Origin of the sequence: Stenotrophomonas sp. Nf1 (genome assembly GCF_003028475.1) — a bacterium.
Taxonomy (GTDB): domain Bacteria; phylum Pseudomonadota; class Gammaproteobacteria; order Xanthomonadales; family Xanthomonadaceae; genus Stenotrophomonas.
Genome location: NZ_PYTV01000002.1, coordinates 461,778 through 482,277, shown reverse-complemented (window position 1 = coordinate 482,277; position 20,500 = coordinate 461,778). Strand labels below are relative to the sequence as shown.

The window sequence follows — 20,500 nt, the reverse complement described above, 5'->3', positions numbered from 1 at the left end:
CGCGCGTGATAGCACGAAACCACGCGCGCGGCCCGTGACCGCAGGCCGCAACTTCATGCTCTGTCCACTGCGGTTCAGCCAGAATCGGTCGGCTAATTCCTTGATCTACCGGAGAACGCCGCCCCATGGATGTACTGGAGCCGCAACAATCCCCGGTGCGCACCCTTCGGCCTGTGTTCGCCTTCGCGGCGATCGTTGTCGTGGCGTTCGCGCTGTTCGTCAGCCTGTTCCCGCTGGGGGCAGGCCGCCTTCTGCTGAAGGCACAGGACTGGGCTGCACTGAATGTTGGCTGGTACTACCTGCTGGCGATGACCCTGTACCTGGTGTTCGTGGTCGGCGTGGCGCTGTCCAAGTACGGTGGCATCAAGCTCGGCGCCGACCATGACGAACCGGAGTTCAGCTACCTCTCCTGGGCCGGCATGCTGTTCGCCGCCGGTATCAGCATTACCCTGTTCTTCTTCTGTGTTTCCGAACCGCTGACCCATTACCTGCAGCCGCCGCAGGGTGATCCGGCGGCGGGCGAGGCCGGTGCACGCCAGGCCATGCAACTGCTGTTCCTGCACTGGGGCCTGCATGGCTGGGGCGTGTTCGCACTGGCGGCGATGGCCATGGCCTATTTCGCCTACCGCCACAACCTGCCGCTGGCGCTGCGCTCGGCGCTGTATCCGCTGATCGGCAAACGCATCAACGGCCCGATCGGCTACACCGTGGATGCACTGGGTATCGTCGCTACCGTGTTCGGCATCGGCGCCGACATGGGCTTTGGCGTGCTGCATCTCAACGCTGGCCTGTCCCACCTGTTCAACATCCCGCATTCCAACCTGGTGCAGATCATCCTGGTGGTCAGCATGATGGGCGCGGCGGTGGCGGTGGCCGTGTCCGGTGTGGAGAAGGGCGTCCGCTGGATGGCCAATATCAACATGCTGCTGGCGATCGCACTGGTGCTGTTCATGCTGTTTGCCGGGCCGACGCAGTACCTGTTCAGCACCTTGATGCAGAACCTGGGCGACTACCTCGGCAGCGTGGTCGGCAAGAGTTTCGACGTGTACGCCTACGGCGGCCGGCCGGAATGGCTGGGCGGCTGGACGGTGTTCTACTGGGCCTGGTGGATCGGCTGGGCGCCTTTCGTCGGCCTGTTCATTGCGCGCATCTCGCGCGGCCGTACCATCCGCGAATTCGTGTTCGGCGTGCTGCTGATCCCGCTCGGCTTCACCCTGGCGTGGCTGTCGATCTTCGGCAACAGCGCGCTGGACCAGGTGCTGCACCATGGCCAGCAGCAGCTGGCGCAGCTGGCGGTGGATGATCCACCGACGGTGCTGTATGCACTGCTGGACGGCTACCCGTGGAGCCGCACCGTGATCGCGGTGACCGTACTGGTCAGTTTCATCTTCTTCGTGACCTCGGCTGATTCGGGCGCGGTGGTGCTGTCCACGTTGTCGTCGCACGGCGGCTCGCCCGAGGACGATGGCCCGCGCTGGCTGCGGGTGTTCTGGGGTACGGTGATCGCGGTGCTGACCGCGGGCCTGCTGCTGGCCGGCAGCATCGACGCGCTGAAATCGGCGGTGGTGCTGGCGTCGTTGCCGTTCTCGGCGATCCTGTTGTTGATGATGTGGGGACTGACCCGCGCCTTCAGTGACGAGTCGCATCGCAAGCGCGCGCTGCAGTACCGCCCGTCACCGCTGATCGGTGACGACCGCCATCATCAGGGCTGGCGCCAGCGCCTGAGCCAGGCGATGCATTTCCCGGTACGCGACCAGGTCTACCGCTTCATGGATGACACGGTAAAGCCGGCGATGGAGGCGGTGGCCGAGCAGCTGCGCGGGCAGGGCTGGGATGTGGCCACGCGTTTCGAAGCGGGCGACATGGAGCTGACCGTCAATCACGGCGAGCAGCAGGACTTCCTGTACCGGGTGATCCTCAGCGGCTACCTGACCCCCTCGTTCGCCGCACAGCAGCTGCGCAACCAGCGCTATTACCGCGCCGAAGTGCACCTGTATGAAGGCAGTCAGGATTACGACCTGGTGGGGTACAGCCGCAAGCAGATCATCAACGACATCATCAGCCAGTACGAACGGCACCTGCAGTTCCTGCACCTGAGCCGGTGATGCGGTGGGTGCGGACCGTTGGTCCGCACCCACCTGTAGAGCCGAGCCATGCTCGGCTGCCTGGTGCCGAACAGCAGCCGAGCATGGCTCGGCTCTACAGGGGGCGCAGCGCAACGGCCGTCGAGCAAGCTCGACGCTACGGGTGGTCGATCAGAACCGGTAGCGCGCGCCCAGCGAGACGAACTGCCCACGCAGGTTGTACTGACTGATGTCGAAACCGTTGGAACCACCGGCCGGATCGAACGGCGGATCCTTGTCGGTCAGGTTCAGCACCGACAACGACAACGTGGTGTTGGCGATGCCTTCGTAGGCCACGTACAGGTCCAGCTGGTGGTACGGCTTGACGCGGTCGCGCAGGCCCGGGTTGCTGGTCGCCGTCGCTACGCGCTGGTCGTAGCCGCTCACGTACTGCAGGCTCAGCGTGCTGCTCCAGTCGCCGGCCGCCCAGTTCAGCGACGTGGTACCGCGAGTGCGCGGCAGCGCGCCATGGCGGTTGTTGCCGGCGCCGTCATACGGTGCCTGCCCGGCCACCAACGGCTGCTTGAAGCTGAGCAGGTGGGTCCAGCTGCCGGCCACGGTGAAGTTGCCCCAGCCGTCGGTGCGGAAGGTGCGGCTGGCGTCCAGGTCCAGGCCGGAGGTGGTCAGCTCGCCCTGGTTGGCGTACTGGTTGGTGATGAACTGGATGCGTCCCTGCGCATCACGCTGCACCCGGCCCGGGAACAGGGTCGGGTTGTCGACGATGAACTGCGCGCTGTCCGGCTTGACCAGGTTGTCCTGTTCGATGCGGTACCAGTCCAGGCCGATGCTGGTATCGCCATCGGGCGACCACACCGCGCCGACGTTGAAGTTTCGCGAGCGCTCGGCCTTCAGGTCCGGGTTGCCGGTGCGGATGTTGGTCACGCCGCGGCTGCCGCCCGGTTGCAGGGGATCCAGCGGATCGATCACCGAGCCATAGCTGACGGTCTGGCCCGGCGCGATCTCCGGCAATGACGGCGCGCGGAAGCCGCGTGAGAACGAGCCGCGCAGCAACAGGCTGTCCAGCGGCTGCCAGCGCAGCGCCACCTTGGGCGAGAACGCCTTGCCGAAGTCATCGTAGTGATCGCCGCGACCGGCCACCTGCAGTTCCAGAGTGCGATGCAGCGGCACGCTCAGTTCGGCGTAGGCGGCGCTGACCTGACGCTCGCCGTTGACCACGTTGATCGCAGGGCGCAGTTCAGTGCCCGACAGCACCTGCGCACTGGTGCGCGCGTCCAGCGATTCCTTGCGGAACTCCGCGCCCCAGGCGAAGCCAACTGCACCGGCCGGCAGCTCCCACAACGAGGTCGAGGCCTTCACGTTCAGCGAGTGCAACCTGTACCAGCCCGGACGCTTGGTCTGCAGGCGCAGCGCATCAAGCGCCCCCGGGGTGCTCGAAGGATTGAGGAAGTTGTAGCTGCCATCGCGCAGGATCTGCTCGAACCCATACCGGTTGACGAAGTTGTCGACGTACTCGCGTTGCGCGCTCTGCGAGGTCAGCGCGGCCACTTCCCAGTCCCAGCGCTCGCCACTGCCGCGCACGCCGGCCAGGGCGCGGTAGAACACCTGGGTGTTGTCCTTCAGGCGCGGGCCGAGGTCGAAGAAGGTGTACTCGAACGGCAGCGGCGTGCCTCCGGGGTTGTTCGGGTGGCCGACCGGCAGCACCGCCGGCACGTCGATCAGCGTACCGGTGGCCGGGTTGTAGGCGCGCAGGCCGGGGCCAACGGTCAGCGGCGCACTGAAGATCTGGTCGGCCTTGTTGTGGCTGTACAGCACATCAGCGAAGGCTTCGACACTGTCGTTGAAGCGATAGGTCGCGCTCAGCGAGGCCTGCAGGCGCTCGGCGCCGGGCTGCAGGGTCTTGAACGGCTGCGCGTTGAAGGCGCAGGCCTGGCCGGGCAGGGTGCTGCCGAAATCGCTATACGGGCGCAGCTGGCTGCCATCCGGGCAGTTGGCGAACGGTTGCGGCGCGCGCGGGTTGGTCAGCCAGTTGCCACCGGCGGTGGACCAGCCGGCGAGGCGGCCACCGGGTTTGTCGCGGAAATCGCCGCTGCGGGTGTAGGCGCGCTGGTCGGCGTCGAGGCGGTCGCGCTTGAGCAGGTCCAGCCCGAACAGCACGTTCCAGCCCTGTTGTTCGAGGTCACCGAAGCCGGCCAACAGGTTGGCCTTGCGCTCGTTCAGGCCGCCCTGGGGGGCGGTGCCGAAGCCGCCGCCGACTTCCACGCCCTGGAAGTTCCTGCGCAGAATGATGTTGATGACGCCGGCGATGGCGTCCGAGCCGTATACCGCCGAGGCGCCGTCCTTCAGCACTTCGATGCGCTCGACCGCGCTGATCGGCAGCGCGTTGAGGTCGACGAAGGTGTCCTGGGTATTGAGCGCGAAGCCGAAGTTGGACACGCGGTAGCCGTTGACCAGCACCAGCGTGTTCTTCGGCGACAGGCCGCGCAGGCCGATCGAGGCCGAGCCGGCGGCGAAACTGCCGGTGTACTGCTCGTCGAAGCTGTTGCCGGCATTGGCCGACAGGTTGCGCAGCACGTCGGTGAGGGTGGAGCGGCCGGTCTGCTCGATCTGTTCGCGGCTGACGATCTGCACCGGGTTCGGCCCGGCGGTATCGCTGCGCTTGATGTTGGAGCCGGTCACCAGCACGGCGCCGAGGGTAGTGCTGTCCTTGCCGGACTCGGCGGTTTCAGCGGCGCCGGCAGCGCCAGCGGTGAGGCTCAGCGCGATGGCGCCGGCAAGCAGGTTCAGGGTGGTGCGGTACATGGAAGCGACAGCGCCGAACGGGGGAGGAGCCGTCAGTACCGCATGCGAGCGCCTGCGCCTTCCAATGACGAAAGCGCATTCAGTTATACATCACAGGTTCTTAACGAACCGGCTCGGTGGGTGCGGACCGTCGGTCCGCACTCCTCCTGGGGTCAGATCCCTTTCCAACGGAAAGGGATCTGATCCCGGTTGTCACGGGCGCAGCAATACCTTGCCGTTACGCCCCGACCCAGCACCAACCTTCGCCGCCTGGGCGATATCGTCCAGCGCGAAAACCTGCTCCACCGGCAGGGTCAATTCACCCTGCGCCGCACGCTTCAGCAGCTCGCCGACCAAGCGGCGCTTGTCCTCCACCGCCATCGCCTGGCTGACCTTGCTGCCCCAGAAGCCCTTCACCGTGGCTTCCTTGTAGATCAGGCCGCCGGCGGGAATGCGCATCGGCTCGCCGCTCATCACCCCGAACGACACCAGGGTGCCGTGGTGGCCGAGCAGCTCGACCAGATCGGCACTGGCCTCCCCGCCGATGGAATCAACCGCGGCCGCGGCCTGTGCTTCGCCGGTGGCTTCACGCACACGGTCATTCCAACCGTCCACCGAGGTGTCGAACACATGATCGATGCCCAGTGCCTGCAACTGCGCCACGGCCGCAGCGTTGCGCACCAGATTGGCCACATGCACACCGCGCGCCTTTGCCAGCATTGCCAGTGACTTGCCGACCGCGCCGTTGGCGGTGTTCTGCACGATCCACTGGCCGGCCTCGACGTGCAGGAATTCCAGCAGCATCAGCGCGCTCAGTGGCATCGCGATCAGCTGCGCCGCGGTTTCGTCAGCAATCGCCTCCGGCATCGGAATCACCATGCGCGCCGGTGCGATGAAGGCTTCGGCCCAGGTGCCGTGCACCGAGGCGGCGGCAACGCGCTGGCCAAGCTGCAGGCCATCGACGCCTTCGCCGAGTGCATCGACAACGCCCAGCGCTTCACTGCCACCGATCGCCGGCAGCGTCGGCTTGTAGCCGTACAGACCGCGCACGGTCAGCAGATCGTGGTTGTGGATCGAGGCCAGCACGGTGCGGATGCGCACTTCGCCCGGGCCGGGCTCGGGCAGGGTCGTTTCGCCGACGGCCAGGACATCGGCCGGATCGCCGAAGGAGGAATACAGGGCTGCGCGCATGGGCGGTGTTCCAGGGAAAAGGGAAGTTGTATCGAACTGGGGACGCAGGCGCCGTCGACAAGGCAACGCAGGTGCAACACGGCATCCTGCGACGGATGGTCGCGGCATGTGCTGATTACCGCATCTTGTGTTGACGGCTCGAAATATCCCCACTATGTTGTGGCCGTCACTCCCGGTCAGCCGCCGCCGCCGGTCAGCAGCAAACGTCCCGCGGCCCGCCCCCTGAAGGCTTGCCGTGTCGACGCGGCCGCCATCGCGCGGACCCAGATCGCCCCCACGGCCCGGATACCGGCCGCAGGCGCAGGCAGATGCCGACGACCTGGTGTTCCCGCGCTATGGCATCCCACCCCGATCGCCCCGTGCGCCGGTATCGCGTGCAGGGCCGCCACGGCATCGACCGCCGACGCGCGTGCGAGCCTGGAGTTCCACCACCATGACCGACAGTACCTTCCGCGTGGCCGACCTGGCCGGCGCCGGCGACGCCTTGCGCGCTGGCGGCGAGCGCGTACCGACCTGGATCACCAAGGAGGCCGGCAATCGTCGCCTGCCGTTCGACGCCGAACGCCTGCAACGCAGCATCGATGCCGTGCATGCCGAGTTCCCGCAGCTGGATGTGAGCGACTACCGCCGTGTGGTGCAGGCGATGGTCGAGCGCAAGCCCAGCCTCAGTGCAGATGATCTGGTCGATCTGTTGATCCGCGAGGCCGAGTCGCGCGTGGACCTGGTCGCACCGGAATGGGAGCAGTTCGCCGCACGCATCTACCTGCGCCGCCTGTACAAGCGCGCCAGCCGCAACCGCTTCTACGATGTCAGCCTGAAATACGGCTCGTATGTCGGCCTGCAGGAAAGCCTGGCCGACCGTGGCATCTACAGCAACGACATCCTGCGCTGCTATTCCAAGGAAGAACTGCAGCACGCCGGCGAGATGATCGACCCGGAGCGCGATCGCCTGTTCGCCTACAACGGCCTGTACCTGCTGGCCACGCGCTATCTGGCCAGTGATCGCAGTCGCGAGGTCTACGAACTGCCGCAGGAGCGCTGGCTGACCATCGCGCTGTACCTGATGCAGGATGAAAAGCCACGCGAGCGCCGAATGCAGCTGGTCGGCGAGGCGTACTGGGCGCTGTCCAACCTGTACATGACGGTGGCCACGCCGACCCTGGCCAACGCAGGCAAGGTGGGCGGGCAGTTGTCCAGCTGCTTCATCGACACGGTGGATGACAGCCTGCAGGGCATCTATGACTCCAACACCGATATCGCCCGTGTTTCGAAGCACGGCGGCGGCGTCGGTGCCTACCTGGGCTACGTACGCAGCAGCGGTGCGCCGATCCGGGGTGTGCCGAATTCTTCCGGCGGCGTGGTGCCGTGGATCAAGCAGCTCAACAACACCGCCGTGTCGGTGGACCAGCTCGGCCAGCGCAAGGGTGCGGTGGCGGTGTACCTGGATATCTGGCACCGCGATATCGAGGCCTTCCTCGATCTGCGCCTGAACAATGGCGACCAGCGCCTGCGCGCGCACGATGTGTTCACCTCGGTGTGCGTGCCGGACCTGTTCATGGAGGCGGTGGAGCGCCGCGCCGACTGGTACCTGTTCGATCCGCACGAAGTGAAGAGCGCAAAGGGCTGGTACCTGCAGGACTTCTACGATGAGAAGCGCGGATCGGGCAGTTTCCGCGACCGCTATGCCGAACTGGTGGCCGACGAGCGCATCAGCCGCCGCACGGTGAAGGCGATCGACCTGTTCAAGCGGATCATGCTCAGTCAGCTGGAGACCGGCAACCCGTTCCTGTTCTACCGCGACGAGGTCAACCGCAGGAACCCGAACAAGCACGCGGGCATGGTCTATTCCAGCAACCTGTGCACCGAGATCCTGCAGAACATGAGCCCGACGCGGATGATCCAGGAGATCGTCAGCGGCGACCAGATCGTCACCACCCGCCGCGCCGGCGACTTCGTGGTCTGCAACCTGTCCTCGATCAATCTCGGCCGTGCGATCAGCGCACCGGATGACCTGCTGGCGGCCGACGTACTGGAGCGGCTGATCCCGATCCAGGTGCGCATGCTCGACAACGTGATCGACCTCAACGCGCTGCCGGTGCCGCAGGCCACGATCACCAACCGCAAGTACCGCGCCATCGGCCTGGGCACGTTCGGCTGGCATCACCTGCTGGCACAGCAGGCGATCCAGTGGGAATCGCCGGACGCCGAGCAGCTGGCCGACCGCCTGTATGAGCGCATCAACTTCCTGACCATCCAGGCCAGCGCGCAGCTGGCGAAGGAGAAGGGCAGCTATCCGATGTTCGCCGGCAGCGACTGGCACAACGGGCGTTACTTCCGTGACCGCGACTATAGCGGTGCGGCCTGGGACGGCCTCGCGCGTGAGGTGGCCACGCACGGCCTGCGCAACGGCTGGCTGCTGGCGGTGGCGCCGAACATGAGCACCGCGCAGATTGCCGGCTCCACCGCATCGATCGATCCGATCTACAGCGCGTTCTACTACGAGGAAAAGAAGGATTTCCGGCGGCCGGTGGCCGCGCCGGGCCTGTCGCTGGAAACCTGGCCGTACTACGAGAAGGGCGCCTACAAGGTCGACCAGTTCGCCAGCGTGCGCCAGAACGCGCGCCGGCAGCGCCATGTCGACCAGTCGATCAGCTTCAACCTGTACGTGCCCAGCACCATCCGCGCCAGCACGCTGCTGGAACTGCATCTGACGGCGTGGCGTGAGGGATTGAAGACCACCTACTACGTGCGCTCCAACGACATCGACATCAGCGAATGCGAATGGTGCGCCAGCTGATCAATGGTAGTGCCGGCCGCTGGCCGGCAACACGATCGAAAGAGAACGAAGGCAGAAACCCATGGCAACCCCGCTCGACCGCATCAAGATCCTCGAACCGCGCCACCCGAACCGCAGCACCGGCATCATCAATGGCCGCACCAGCGGCATCCTGAACTGGAACGACATTCCGTATCCGTCGTTCTATCGGGCCTACAAGGAGCTGTCGACCAACTTCTGGATCCCCGACGAAGTGGACATGAAGCTGGATGCGCGCCAGTACGGTGAGCTGTCCGGGCGCGAGAAGAACGCCTACGACTCGATCATCGGCCTGCTGGCCACACTGGACTCGCCGCAGACGCGTTTCATCTACAACGTGGCCGAGTACATCACCGACCCGGCTGCGCATGCCAATGCGGCGATCATCGGCCAGCAGGAAGTGATCCACAACGAGAGCTACAGCTACGTGCTGGCCTCGATCACCGATCTGCCGAACCAGAACCGCATCTTCGAGATCGCCCGCACGCACCCGACCATCATCAAGCGCAACGCGCCGATCATGGGGGCGTATGACGATTTCATGCGCGAGAAGACCGCCGAGACCCTGCTGAAGTCGCTGATCCAGTCGTCGATCCTGGAGGGCATCAACTTCTATTCCGGTTTTGCCTACTTCTACAACATGGTGCGGCAGAACCGCATGACCGGCACCGGCAAGATCATCAGCTTCATCAACCGCGACGAGCTGGCCCACACCAAGTTCATCAGCGAACTGATCCGCGCGATCATCGGCGAGAACCCGGAACTGCAGACCCACGAGCTGACCGACTACGTGCACGGCGCGTTCCAGCACGCCATCGAGCTGGAGACCCAGTGGTCGTCGGAAGTGCTGGACGGCATCGATGGCATCGACGTGGACGAGATGGTGCGCTACGTGAAGTACCGCGCCAACAAGATGGCCGGCATGCTCGGCATCGAGCGCCTGTACAGCGACACCACCGACAACGTGATGCCGTGGATCAAGGCCTACGCCGACAATTTCACCGAGACCAAGACCGACTTCTTCGAGATGCGCAATGCAAGCTACAAGAAGACCAACGTCGACAACGGCTTCGACGATCTCTGAGCCGCGCGGGGCGCTGCGGATCCTGCTGGTGGTGGCCTCGTTGAGCGGCAACACCCGCGAACTGGGCCGGCAGATTGCCGAGCGCTGCCGCGCCGCCGGTCATGCCGTGCACTGGCAGGAGGCCGACGACCTGCGCCAGACGCCAGCGCTGGCGGCCGATGATGCCGATCTGGTGCTGCTGGGCAGCTGGACCGACAACGCCGGGCGCACCCCGGCGGAGATGAAGGCCTGGGTGGCCGGTATTGCCGAGCGCGGCGAGCGGCCCCGGCAGTTGGCGGTGTTCGGTACCGGCGAGACGCAGTGGGGGCAGGAGTACTACTGCGGCGCCGTGCATCGGTTGATCCGCTATTTCCACAGCGGCTACCCGCCGCTGGAGATTGAACAGATGCCGCATGGCGCTCGCCATGCCATGGCCATCGAAGCCTGGACCGACGCGGTTCTGGCCCACTACTGGAGCAACACCGATGCAGATCATCGACGCCACCACGCCTGAGCAGTTCCAGCAGGTGCTGGCCGAGCATCCACGGGTGCTGGTGGATTTCCACAAGGACCAGTGCCCGGGTTGCCGGATGCTGGAGATGTCGCTGCATCGGGTGGCCAACAGCGTGGCGGGGCAGGGCACCACGTTACTGCGCGTGCAGTTGGAAGTGCTGGGCGAAGCGTTCTTCCGGCAGCTGGGCCTGCGCCAGACACCGACGCTGGCGCTGTTCCGTGACGGCGATGAACGCACGCGCCTGGCCGGTTTCCAGTCGCCGCAGCAGATCGAAGCGGCGATCGCACTGCATCTGTAAGGAGGTGGATGTACTGATCGCGCCGGATTCCTGCTTCTGTAGAGTCGAGCCTTGCTCGACTGCTGTTTGCGCGGTGCGCGAAAGCATCCACGCATGGCGTGGATCTACCACGGTCATATTGGTAGCGGCGGGCCATGCCTGGCGGCATTTCGCGCGCCCCCGCTTTTGTAGAGTCGAGCCTTGCTCGACTGCTGTTCGCGCGGTGCGAGAAAGCATCCACGCATGGCGCGGATCTACCGGGGCATCGCGGGCATTCCGCGCTAGGCTCCGCTGAAGGTATCCAGCAGCAGCTTCACGTTCAGCGCCACGATCACCAGCGCGATCACCCAGGCGGTGCCACCCAGCCAGCGCGGCGCCACCAGCGCGCCCATCGTCACCTTGTCGGTAACAATCCGCACCAGCGGAATGATCGCGAACGGCAACTGCATCGACAGCACCACCTGGCTCAGCACCAGCAGCTTCACCGCACCCTGGTCGCCGAACATCACGATCACCACCACCACCGGAATGATCGCCAGAGCCCGCGTCAACAGCCGGCGCAGCCAGGGCGGAAGGCGCAGGCGCAGGAAGCCTTCCATCACGATCTGCCCCGCCAGCGTGGCAGTCACGGTCGAGTTCAGGCCCGAGGCGAGCAGTGCGATGGCAAACAGCGTGGCCGCCGCGCCGACGCCCAGCATCGGCGCCAGCAGCTGGTGCGCCTGTTCGATGTCTTCCACATCGAATCGGCCGTTGGCATGGAACACCGCCGCTGCCAGGATCAGGATGCTGGCGTTGATGAACAGCGCCAGGGTCAGCGCCAGGGTGCTGTCGGTCACCGCCCAGCGCAGCGCGCTGCGGCGGCCTTCATCGGTGCGCGGGTAGGCGCGTGTCTGCACGATGGACGAATGCAGATACAGGTTGTGCGGCATCACCGTGGCACCGATGATGCCGATGGCGATGTACAGCGCATGCGGATCGGTCACCACCTGCGCGCGCGGAATGAAGCCGCCCAGCACCGCCATCACCGGCGGCGCCGCCATTGCGATCTGCACCACGAAGCAGGCAAAGATCACCATCAGCAGCGCGATCACGAACGCTTCCAGTGCGCGGAAGCCACGGTTCATCAGCAGCAGCACCAGCAACGTGTCCAGTGCAGTGATCACCGCACCCCACAGCAGTGGCAGATCGAACAGCAGTTTCAGCGCGATCGCGGTGCCAATTACCTCGGCCAGGTCGCAGGCGATGATCGCCGCCTCGCACAGCGCCCACAGTGCCAGGTTCACCGGCTTGGGGTAACGCGCGCGGCAGGCCTGCGCCAGGTCCATGCCGGTGGCGATGCCCAGCCGCGCCGACAGTGCCTGCAGGATCACTGCCATCAGGTTGGAAATGAGGATGACCGACAGCAGCAGGTAGCCGAAGCGCGAGCCGCCGGCCAGATCGGTGGCCCAGTTGCCCGGGTCCATGTAGCCGACCGAGATCATGTAGCCCGGGCCAAGGAACGCCAGCAGGCGGAACCACCAGTGGCCCTTGTCGGGCACGGCCACCGAGGCATTGAGCGCACCCAGGCTGGCCGGGGTGGAGGCCGATGGGTCACGGGGCGCCAGGGTGTTCATGGATCCGAATATAGCTCCTGCTATAGTCATTAGCAATGTGAAACAATCGTCTTTATCGCGTCACTGGTCCAGAATTCAGGTTCAACCCCGGAGTACACCGGAAGGACAGGCGCAGGCGTGGGCAAGACCGACGATTCGACATCGCTGAAAAGCACCCCCTTGATCGAGGCCGAGCGCCAGGTCGAGAGCTTCCGGCAAGTGCGCGAGGCGCACCGTATGGAGCTGGTGGAGGACTATGTCGAGCTGATCTCGGACCTGCTGGCCGACGGCGGCGAGGCCCGCCAGGTCGATATCGCCACGCGCTTGGGCGTGGCCCAGCCGACCGTGGCGAAGATGCTGCGGCGGCTGGCCCGTGATGGCTGGGTGGTGCAGCGCCCGTACCGCGGCGTGTTCCTGACCCCGGAAGGCGAGGCGCTGGCCCATGCCAGCAGACAGCGGCATCAGACCGTGGAGCGTTTCCTGCTGGCGCTGGGCGTGGACGCGGATACCGCACGGCGTGATGCCGAGGGCATCGAGCACCATGTGAGCGAACAGACGCTGGCCCTGTTCGAAGCGTTCGTGCGCAAGGCCGAGGGCGGCTGAGCCACGCTTCCCGTAGAGCCGAGCCATGCTCGGCTGCTGTTCGCGGGATGGCAGGGGGCATCCACGCATGGCGTGGATCTACCATCCAGGCGGGCAGCGCGTGTGCTGCTGCGCGCACGCCTGTTTCGTCCATTCCTTCAACACTGGCTGCAGGCCGTCGAAGCGCCGGCCCTGCCAGCCATTGGCCAGCACCCTGCCGTCGGCATCGATCAGCACCAGGTTCGGTGGGCCCAACCCGGCCAGGGCCTGTAGTGCCGGCATGCGCGCGGCACGGCGCGGGTCCAGCACCGGCCACGGCATGTCCTGCGCGTGCATGTAGCGACGCAGCGCGGCCTCGCTTTCGTCCAGGCTGACGTACACCACTTCGGTATCGGCGCCGGCCTCGCGCAACGCATCGCGCACGCTGCGCAGGGTTGGCACGAAGGCATGGCACGGCGCACACCAGTCGGCGCCGAAATAGAGCGCGACCAGCTTCGGCGGTGGCGACCACTGCATCGGTCGCAGCGAGCGTTGTTCGGGCCGCATCAGCGAGGCGGAGACCTGCGCATGCAGGTCCGCGCCCATGGCCGGTGCCGCCAACAGCAGGGCAGCGGCCAGCAGCAACCTGCGCAGTGGTTCAGAACGCATAGCGCAGGTTGACGTACCACGAGCGCGCGAAACGCGGCCCGTAGACATAGTCGCTGTCACGCAGCGCACCCACTTCCAGATCCTTCTGGCGCTGGTCGAACACGTTCTTGAGCCCCGCCGCCACCGAGACTTCCTGCTGCGCCTGTGCGCCCAGATGACGATGCCAGCGTGCGCCGAGGTCGGTGACCAGGAAAGACCGCGTGCGGTGCAGCTCGCCCAGCCGGTTGTTCAGCACCGACATCGGCCCGGTGTGGCGCAGGGCGACGAAGGTCTCCCACGGCTCGGCCGGCATCCAGCTGAGCTGGGCCAGGCCGGTCCAGCGCGGGGTCTTCAGGTAGTCGCGGCTGTCGATGACGGTGTTGCCACCGTCGCCGCTGTCTTCGAAGATGCGCTGCGGTTCGCGGAAGCGCGAGCGGTACCACGAAGCCCCCGCCGTCAGGCGCCACTGCGGCGACGGTTGCCAACCGAGATTGGTTTCGGCGCCCAGTACGTTCGAGCCCGAAGCGTTGTGGCGCAGCTGGCTCAGTTGGCCATCGTCACCGCGCTGGATCTCGCCCAGTGCGAAGGTGTCGCGGATGCGTGCATAGGAGGCGGTAGCATCCCAGCTCCACACTGGATTGGCCGGGTCCGATCGCCAGTCGAAACCGAACAGGGTGGTCAACGCGCGCTCTTCCTTCAGGCCATCGGTGTTGCGCACGCGCACCTGTTCGCCACCCAGCGTATCGACATGCACGTCCTCGACGAAGATCTCCGGAGCGCGGAAGCCGGTGGCGATACCGGCCCGCCACTTCAGGTTCGGCGTGGCCTGCCAGGCCAACGCGATGCGCGGCGAGAACACCGCGTTGTCCAGCTCCGAGCTTTTGTCCACGCGTGCACCCAGCACCAGGTCCACGTTGTCGCGCAGGCTCCACTCGTCCTGGATGAAGGCGCCCAGGTTGTGGAAGGTCGCATCCTCCAGCACGGCAAGACGCTGCCCGTCGCCGGTGCGGTTGTCGTCGCGCAGCGCCTCGTGCTTGTACTGCACACCAAAGGCCAGCGCGTGCGCGCCCAGCCGCCAGTTCAACTGGCTGTCGATGTAGTGCAGCGGGTTGTGGGTGCGGCCGTACTGGCGCCACGAACGCGAGGCCGCGCTGCCGGCTACGTTCGGATCCAGCTGCGACGGGTCATAGCCGGGCGCGGAGGGATCGGTCACGACATCACCCAGGCCGCCGTAGAAACTGTCGCGGTCGATGTCGGCGAAGGCGTAGGCCAGGCGGAAATCGACGTCGGCATTGATTTCCTGGTCCCACGACACGCTGCCGCGGCGGTATTTCGTATCCAGCGATTCGGCGATGTTGGCCAGGTATTCGGGCTGGTCCAGACGATTGCCACCACGGCGGGTTTCATCGGTCACCTGCAGGTCCAGGCGCAGCCGCGTGCCGGGATTGGGCGCATACCAGGCCTGCAGCCCGCCGACCTTGAGGTTCTTGCGGGTGATTTCGGTGTAGCCGTCGCCGTTGTAGTCGATGCCACTGTTCCAGTTGCGCTGGGCAATCACTGAAAGCCCAGCGTCGGCGTCCTTCGCCACCAGGTCCAGGCGCACATCGGCGTTCTTCTGCGGCGTGCCCTTCAGCACGTCCACACCGGCCTGCACATGGCCGCCGCTGCGCGCAGGCAGGGGCGGGATCAGGTTGATTACACCGGCCACCGCACCCGGGCCGTACAGCGCCGAGCCCCCGCCTTTGACCACTTCGATGCGGTCCACGAACCCGGCCGGAATCTGTTCCAGGCCATAGACGCTGCCCAGCGTGGACAGCAGCGGGATGCCATCGAACAACAGCTGGTTGTAGGCGCCGGGCAGGCCCAGCAGCTGCACTTCGCTGGTGTTGCAGTTCTGGCAGTTGCTTTCCACGCGCAGGCCGTTGATCAGCTCGGCGGCCCGCGAAAAGTCGGTGGCCGCGCGCAGCGCGATGTCTTCCTTGCGCAGCACTTCGGTGCGGATCGGCACGTCCGACAGCAGGCGTTCGCTGCGGGTGGCGGTGCTGACCTTGACTTGCACGCGGTCCAGCTCAGTCGGCTGGGGCGCGGCGGCCAGCGTAGGTAGCGGCAGCGTGAGCGCGATGGCGGCGGCCAGTTGCAGGGGGCGGGGGAGGCGGGAGTCACGCGGCATGAGGGCGTCGTCCTTGGGGAGGGAGGGCGGCGAGGGTGGCCTGGCTGGCGCATATAAAAGCAGGTGCTTTGATATATAGCAAATGCTATATAACTACATGATGGGATCTGCGCGTGGGCCAGGCCTGCGGGTGGATCATGATGGTGTTATAACATTACATTCAGGCGCAACAACCGTGCCGGTGGTCATGTCGTTCTGGGGCGCTGCGGAGGGTGGGGGTCAGAGCCCTTTCCTGCGGAAAGGGATCCGACCCCGGGCGCCGGCCTCGATCAGCCGCGGCGGAAGGCGGCGGGGCTTCGGGCGCCGACGATGATCATGCGGATCATCGTGGAGATCTGTTCGACCAGTTCCGGGTCTTTCTCGGGGGGCTGGTCCATGGCCGAGGCCCCCATCGCGAATACCAGACGGGTGATCGCCATCGAGACCAGTTCCGGCTTGTGCAGGACCGCGCCATCGAGGGCGGCCAGGCGCACCAGGTCGTGCTGCAGCTCTTCTTCGAAATAGTGCAGCTCGCGTTCGACCGCGTGCTTGAAGTCGTCCGAGCCGACCGCGCCTTCGCGCAGCAGCACATGCAGCAGCTTGTCGTCGGCGCGCAGCTGCTCCATGAAGGTTTCCACCGACACCCGCACCACGCTGGTGGCGCTGGAGGTGGCGCGCTGGCGGGCCTCACCGATGATGGTGCGCAGCGAGCGGCCGGCCACGTCGATCAGCGCCACGGCCAATTCGTCCATGTCGCGGAACTGCCGGTAGAAGCTGTTCGGCGCAATGCCGGCCTCACGAGCAACTTCGCGCAGGCTCAGGGTGGACAGGCTGCGGTGCGGCCCGATCAGCTTCAGCGCGGCCGCCAGCAGATCTTCGCGGCTCACCGTTCGGCGGGCCGGGCTGTTGGCATCTTCGTTGGGCGTCAGGGCGGTGGCGGCGGCCATGGGGGTTCCGGTGGAGCGAGGCTGAATCATACCCAATCCGGTTCAATATACACATGTATACACAGCTGTATGTGCGCCCGTATAGTGCGCCCATGAGCGCTGTCGTCCGTCCGTCCCTGTTTTCCCCGCACCGCTGGGTGTCGCCGACGCTGTTTGATTTCTGGGCGGGCCAGCTGAATCCGTTGTGGACCCTGCGCGCGCCGATGGCCCGCCTGGTCCGGCGCGAGCCGGCCGGCGAGGGGGCGGCAACCCTGGTGCTACGCACCAACCGGCACTGGGCCGGCATGCGCGCCGGTCAGCACGTGACCCTGAGCGTGGAGATTGAAGGCCGCCAGTGGCAGCGCAGCTACAGCCCGACCGTGCTGGGGCGGCGTGAACTGGCGATCACCGTCAAGGCGGTCGAGGGCGGCCGGGTCAGCCAGCATCTGGTCCACCACGCGCAGCCGGGCGAGCTGTTCCGACTCGATGCCGCCTTTGGCGAATTCCACATGCCCGCCGCCGCACCGGTGCTGCTGCTGGCCGCCGGCAGTGGCATCACGCCGATGCGCAGCCTGCTGCGCGAGACCTGTCAGCGCCCGCTGGCGGCGCCGGTGGATCTGTTCTATTGGGAGCGCACTGCGGCCCATCTGCAGTTCCGTGATGAACTGCAGGCGCTGGCGGCGGCGCAGCCGAACCTGCGCGTGCACCTGCTGACCACCCGCGACGGCGAGGTGCCGGCCGCGCGTATCGATACCCATGATCTGCAGGTGGCCGGTGATGACACGCCGCTGGCGCAGCGCCACGTGCTGGCCTGCGGCCCGGATGGGTTCGTCGCCGCTGCACGTGCGCGCCTGGCTCACCAGGTGGCCGGCTTCCAGGCTGAAGCGTTTACTCCTCCGGCGCCGATCGATGATGCCGACAGCCAGGGCGAAGTGTCGCTGACCTTGGCCCGCAGTGGCCGCCAGCTGAGCGTGCCGCGTGGCCGCTCGCTGCTGGAAAGCCTGGAAGCCCATGGCATCAAGCCCAAGCATGGCTGTCGCATGGGCATCTGCAACACCTGCACCTGCGATCGCGTCAGTGGCGCTACCCGCCACCTGCGCACCGGCGACCTGCAGTCCGAATCGGCACAGCCGGTGCGGATCTGCGTGAGCGCACCGACCACCGACCTGACCCTGGATCTCTGAGGACGCCTGCCATGACCCGCGCTACCGACCGTGCCCTGAGTACTGCCGAGATGCATGCCTTCGGTGAGGAACTCGACGCGATCCGCGACCGTGTGATCGGCAGCCTCGGTGCCTCCGATACCCGCTACATCCGCCGCGTGGCCGCCGCCGTGCGCTGGTTCGGCGTGGGTGGCCGCGGCCTGCTGTTCCTGGCGGCGTTCTCGCCGCTGTTCTGGATGCCGCTGCTGTGGCCGGCCGCGATCACCGGCACGTTGCTGCTGGCGCTGTCGAAGATCCTGGAGAACATGGAGCTGGGCCACAACGTCATGCACGGCCAGTTCGACTGGACCGGTGACCCCAAGCTCAACGGCAACACCTACGAGTGGGACATCGTGGCCACCGCCGACAACTGGCGCAAGACCCACAATTTCCGCCACCACACCTACACCAACGTGCGCGGCATGGACGATGACATCGGCTACGGTCTGCTGCGCATCTTCCCGGAACAGCGCTGGAAGCCGTTCTACCTGTTGCAGCCGATCATCGCGCCGATCTTCGCGTTGCTGTTCCAGTGGGGTGTGGCCGCGCAGGACCTGCGCCTGGGCCGCTGGCTGAAGGGCCGCATGAGTGCCCGTGCGATGTGGCTGCAGACCCGCCCGGTGGCGCGCAAGATGGCCCGCCAGGTGCTGAAGGATTACGTGTTCTTCCCGCTGCTGGCCGGCCCGTTCTTCCTCACCGTGATGCTGGGCAACATGGTGGCCAACGGCCTGCGCAACATCTGGACCTACGTGATCATCTTCTGCGGCCACTTCACCGCCGAATCGGAAACCTTCCCGAAGGAATGCCTGCGCAATGAATCGCGTGGCCACTGGTACCTGCGCCAGCTGCGTGGTTCGTCCAACATCAGCGGCGGCTTCCTGATCAACGTGCTGTCGGGCAACCTCAGCCACCAGATCGAGCACCACTTCTACCCGGACCTGCCGGCCAACCGCTATGCGGCCATTGCCAAGGAAGTGAAGGAGATCTGCCGCCGCTACGGCCAGCACTACAACAACGGCTCGCTGCCGCGCCAGTTCGGCCAGGTGGTCTGGCGCATCCTGCGCCACGCGTTCCCGAGCAAGCCGCGCCGCCTGCCGATGGCGGACATCATGTCCGCCCCGGCATCGGCCAACGCGGGCTGATCGACTCAGCCCATCTTCGCCAGGGCCGCCTGTTCGCGGTCCAGGCGACGCAGGAATACCTGCATTTCCTTGCGTGCCTGCTGGTCGCCCTTGCTGCCGGCCACGCTCAGCCCGCGCTGCCACGCCTCGCGCGCCGCCTGCGGCTGGCCACTGGCCAGCCAGGCCTTGCCCAGCAGTTTCCACGCGGCCGAATACTGCGGGTCGAGCACCACGCATCGGCCCAGATGGGTCGCCGCGCGCACCGGGTTTCCCGCATCGAGCCAACCCTTGCCCAACCCGAAACGCAGCAACGCGCCGTCCTTGCCGGTGGCGAGCATGCATTCCAGTGCTTCGATGTTCATGGCCGCACCTCCACCAGCAGTTCGGCCGGTCCTGGCTGGAACCGGCCGCGATGGAACAGCAATGGTGCGCCGCCGTTCTCGTTGACTTCGATGATGCGCCCGGCCAGCAGCAGGTGATCGCCCACCGGCCACATCGCGTGGCGGGTACAGGTGAGATGGGTGACCGCACCGGCGATGCGCGGCGGTGCGTCGTCGGCGTCCTCCAGCAGTGCCAGGCCGGCAAAGCGATCGCGCGCCTGTGGATCGGCAAAGCGTCGGGCCAACGCTTCCTGGCCCGCTGCCAGCACGCTGATCGCAAAGCGGGTGGCGCGCTGGAAGGTGGGCAGGCTCTGCGCATGCAGCGCCAGGTTCCACAGCACCAGCGGCGGCTGCAGCGACACTGGCACGAACGAGTTGATGGTCAGGCCCACCGGCTTACCTTGCGCATCACGTGCGCAGACGATGGCCACGCCGGTGGGGAAATGGCCGAGCAGCCGCCGCAGGGCGCGCGGCGGCATCTCGACCGACGGCACCGGCGCCGGGGCGGGGAACACCCCCGCCCACGGCCCGGCGTAGGGCAGTGTCTCGCCGCTCATCAGGCCCGGGCCTGGCGGTAACGCCGGCCGACCTCGGCCCAGTTGATGAGGTTGAAGAACGCGCCGATGTAGTCGGGGCGACGGTTCTGGTAGTGCAGGTAATAGGCGTGTTCCCAGACATCCAGCGCCAGGATCGGGGTGTTGCCGGACAGGCCAACGGCCGCGCCCATCAACGGGCTGTCCTGGTTGGCGCTGCTTTCGACCCGCAGGTGGCCGTCGCGATCGGTGGTCAGCCACGCCCAGCCACTGCCGAAGCGGGTCTGTGCGGCCTTGCTGAAGGCCTCCTTGAAGGCATCGAAACCACCGAGATCGCGCTCGATTGCAGCGCTCAGTTCGTCGTCCGGAGCGCCGCTGTTGGCGCTGAGCACAGTCCAGAACAGGCTGTGGTTGGCATGGCCGCCGCCGTTGTTGCGAACAGCGGCACGCTGCGCCTCGGGTACGGCGTCGAGCTGGGCGATCAGCGTCTCCACCGGCTGCGCGGTGATGCCGGCCTGCTCGACGGCGGCGTTGAGGTTGTTGACGTAGGTCTGGTGGTGCTTGCTGTGATGGATCTCCATCGTGCGCGCATCGAAATGCGGCTCGAGGGCGTCGTAGGCATAGGGGAGCGGGGGAAGCGAGTACGACATTGAAGCGATCTCCGTG

General features: G+C 66.2%; 17 protein-coding genes. 8 read left to right on the top strand and 9 right to left on the bottom strand.

The genetic code is table 11. From position 1 onward, the window contains the following. Positions 1-125 precede the first annotated feature (125 nt). Entirely contained in the window at positions 126-2,105 is a 1,980-nt protein-coding gene (gene betT, locus C9412_RS06030; RefSeq protein ID WP_107230790.1) for a choline BCCT transporter BetT, read from the top strand. A gap of 150 nt (positions 2,106-2,255) precedes the next feature. Here the strand turns inward: betT and C9412_RS06025 are convergent, their stop codons facing one another. Then, positions 2,256-4,883, bottom strand: coding sequence for a TonB-dependent receptor (locus C9412_RS06025; RefSeq protein ID WP_107230789.1), 2,628 nt, complete (start codon positions 4,881-4,883; stop codon positions 2,256-2,258). Positions 4,884-5,075: 192 nt separating this feature from the next. Next, positions 5,076-6,053 carry a zinc-binding dehydrogenase gene (locus tag C9412_RS06020; RefSeq protein ID WP_107230788.1) on the bottom strand — a complete coding sequence of 326 codons (978 nt, stop codon included), beginning with the start codon at positions 6,051-6,053 and terminating at the stop codon, positions 5,076-5,078. A 433-nt stretch (positions 6,054-6,486) separates the two neighbouring features. Between C9412_RS06020 and C9412_RS06015 the strand changes: the two genes are divergently transcribed. From C9412_RS06015 to C9412_RS06000, 4 genes are all read left to right on the top strand, one after another. Beyond that, positions 6,487-8,850, top strand: a complete 2,364-nt coding sequence (locus C9412_RS06015) for a ribonucleoside-diphosphate reductase subunit alpha (protein WP_107230787.1) — start codon at positions 6,487-6,489, stop codon at positions 8,848-8,850. Between the two features lie 61 nt (positions 8,851-8,911). Further along, on the top strand, positions 8,912-9,952 hold the full coding sequence (locus tag C9412_RS06010; protein ID WP_107230786.1) for a ribonucleotide-diphosphate reductase subunit beta: 1,041 nt from the start codon (positions 8,912-8,914) through the stop codon (positions 9,950-9,952). Positions 9,953-9,977: 25 nt separating this feature from the next. Beyond that, positions 9,978-10,445 (top strand): flavodoxin, encoded by a 468-nt coding sequence (locus C9412_RS06005; protein ID WP_107230890.1) that lies wholly within the window; start codon positions 9,978-9,980, stop codon positions 10,443-10,445. Next, positions 10,417-10,743 (top strand): thioredoxin family protein, encoded by a 327-nt coding sequence (locus C9412_RS06000; protein ID WP_107230785.1) that lies wholly within the window; start codon positions 10,417-10,419, stop codon positions 10,741-10,743. The genes C9412_RS06005 and C9412_RS06000 overlap by 29 nt, the downstream gene beginning before the upstream one ends. A 260-nt stretch (positions 10,744-11,003) precedes the next feature. Here the strand turns inward: C9412_RS06000 and C9412_RS05995 are convergent, their stop codons facing one another. Next, positions 11,004-12,335, bottom strand: a complete 1,332-nt coding sequence (locus C9412_RS05995) for an Nramp family divalent metal transporter (protein ID WP_107230784.1) — start codon at positions 12,333-12,335, stop codon at positions 11,004-11,006. Positions 12,336-12,452: 117 nt separating this feature from the next. Here C9412_RS05995 and mntR point away from each other — a divergent pair, with 117 nt between their 5' ends. After that, on the top strand, positions 12,453-12,917 hold the full coding sequence (gene mntR / locus C9412_RS05990; RefSeq protein ID WP_049465391.1) for a manganese-binding transcriptional regulator MntR: 465 nt from the start codon (positions 12,453-12,455) through the stop codon (positions 12,915-12,917). Positions 12,918-12,995: 78 nt separating this feature from the next. On the opposite strand, the gene C9412_RS05985 is transcribed toward mntR, so the two are convergent. From C9412_RS05985 to fabR, 3 genes are all read right to left on the bottom strand, one after another. After that, positions 12,996-13,544, bottom strand: a complete 549-nt coding sequence (locus tag C9412_RS05985) for a thioredoxin-like domain-containing protein (RefSeq protein ID WP_107230783.1) — start codon at positions 13,542-13,544, stop codon at positions 12,996-12,998. Next, positions 13,534-15,693 carry a TonB-dependent receptor gene (locus C9412_RS05980; RefSeq protein ID WP_107230782.1) on the bottom strand — a complete coding sequence of 720 codons (2,160 nt, stop codon included), beginning with the start codon at positions 15,691-15,693 and terminating at the stop codon, positions 13,534-13,536. The genes C9412_RS05985 and C9412_RS05980 overlap by 11 nt, the downstream gene beginning before the upstream one ends. A gap of 269 nt (positions 15,694-15,962) precedes the next feature. Beyond that, complete coding sequence (gene fabR, locus C9412_RS05975) at positions 15,963-16,619, bottom strand: HTH-type transcriptional repressor FabR (protein WP_107230781.1); 657 nt, start codon at positions 16,617-16,619, stop codon at positions 15,963-15,965. A gap of 92 nt (positions 16,620-16,711) precedes the next feature. Between fabR and C9412_RS05970 the strand changes: the two genes are divergently transcribed. Then, complete coding sequence (locus tag C9412_RS05970; protein WP_181358730.1) at positions 16,712-17,782, top strand: ferredoxin reductase; 1,071 nt, start codon at positions 16,712-16,714, stop codon at positions 17,780-17,782. Positions 17,783-17,793: 11 nt separating this feature from the next. Beyond that, positions 17,794-18,942 carry an acyl-CoA desaturase gene (locus tag C9412_RS05965; protein ID WP_107230779.1) on the top strand — a complete coding sequence of 383 codons (1,149 nt, stop codon included), beginning with the start codon at positions 17,794-17,796 and terminating at the stop codon, positions 18,940-18,942. 5 nt (positions 18,943-18,947) lie between these two features. Here C9412_RS05965 and C9412_RS05960 read toward each other — a convergent pair whose 3' ends face one another. The 3 genes from C9412_RS05960 to C9412_RS05950 are packed head-to-tail and all read right to left on the bottom strand — an operon-like array spanning position 18,948 to position 20,484. Beyond that, positions 18,948-19,283 (bottom strand): tetratricopeptide repeat protein, encoded by a 336-nt coding sequence (locus tag C9412_RS05960; RefSeq protein WP_107230778.1) that lies wholly within the window; start codon positions 19,281-19,283, stop codon positions 18,948-18,950. Next, positions 19,280-19,858 (bottom strand): flavin reductase family protein, encoded by a 579-nt coding sequence (locus tag C9412_RS05955; RefSeq protein ID WP_107230777.1) that lies wholly within the window; start codon positions 19,856-19,858, stop codon positions 19,280-19,282. The genes C9412_RS05960 and C9412_RS05955 overlap by 4 nt, the downstream gene beginning before the upstream one ends. Then, entirely contained in the window at positions 19,858-20,484 is a 627-nt protein-coding gene (locus C9412_RS05950; protein WP_107230776.1) for a Fe-Mn family superoxide dismutase, read from the bottom strand. Before C9412_RS05950 ends, C9412_RS05955 begins: the two co-directional genes overlap by 1 nt. Positions 20,485-20,500 lie beyond the last annotated feature (16 nt).

Bases quoted from the DNA above. Each gene is read 5' to 3' on its own strand.
- betT (WP_107230790.1), top strand. From the start codon at position 126: ATGGATGTACTGGAGCCGCAACAATCCCCGGTGCGCACCCTTCGGCCT.
- C9412_RS06025 (WP_107230789.1), bottom strand. From the start codon at position 4,883: ATGTACCGCACCACCCTGAACCTGCTTGCCGGCGCCATCGCGCTGAGC.
- C9412_RS06020 (WP_107230788.1), bottom strand. From the start codon at position 6,053: ATGCGCGCAGCCCTGTATTCCTCCTTCGGCGATCCGGCCGATGTCCTG.
- C9412_RS06015 (WP_107230787.1), top strand. From the start codon at position 6,487: ATGACCGACAGTACCTTCCGCGTGGCCGACCTGGCCGGCGCCGGCGAC.
- C9412_RS06010 (WP_107230786.1), top strand. From the start codon at position 8,912: ATGGCAACCCCGCTCGACCGCATCAAGATCCTCGAACCGCGCCACCCG.
- C9412_RS06000 (WP_107230785.1), top strand. From the start codon at position 10,417: ATGCAGATCATCGACGCCACCACGCCTGAGCAGTTCCAGCAGGTGCTG.
- C9412_RS05995 (WP_107230784.1), bottom strand. From the start codon at position 12,335: ATGAACACCCTGGCGCCCCGTGACCCATCGGCCTCCACCCCGGCCAGC.
- C9412_RS05985 (WP_107230783.1), bottom strand. From the start codon at position 13,544: ATGCGTTCTGAACCACTGCGCAGGTTGCTGCTGGCCGCTGCCCTGCTG.
- C9412_RS05980 (WP_107230782.1), bottom strand. From the start codon at position 15,693: ATGCCGCGTGACTCCCGCCTCCCCCGCCCCCTGCAACTGGCCGCCGCC.
- fabR (WP_107230781.1), bottom strand. From the start codon at position 16,619: ATGGCCGCCGCCACCGCCCTGACGCCCAACGAAGATGCCAACAGCCCG.
- C9412_RS05970 (WP_181358730.1), top strand. From the start codon at position 16,712: ATGAGCGCTGTCGTCCGTCCGTCCCTGTTTTCCCCGCACCGCTGGGTG.
- C9412_RS05965 (WP_107230779.1), top strand. From the start codon at position 17,794: ATGACCCGCGCTACCGACCGTGCCCTGAGTACTGCCGAGATGCATGCC.
- C9412_RS05960 (WP_107230778.1), bottom strand. From the start codon at position 19,283: ATGAACATCGAAGCACTGGAATGCATGCTCGCCACCGGCAAGGACGGC.
- C9412_RS05955 (WP_107230777.1), bottom strand. From the start codon at position 19,858: ATGAGCGGCGAGACACTGCCCTACGCCGGGCCGTGGGCGGGGGTGTTC.
- C9412_RS05950 (WP_107230776.1), bottom strand. From the start codon at position 20,484: ATGTCGTACTCGCTTCCCCCGCTCCCCTATGCCTACGACGCCCTCGAG.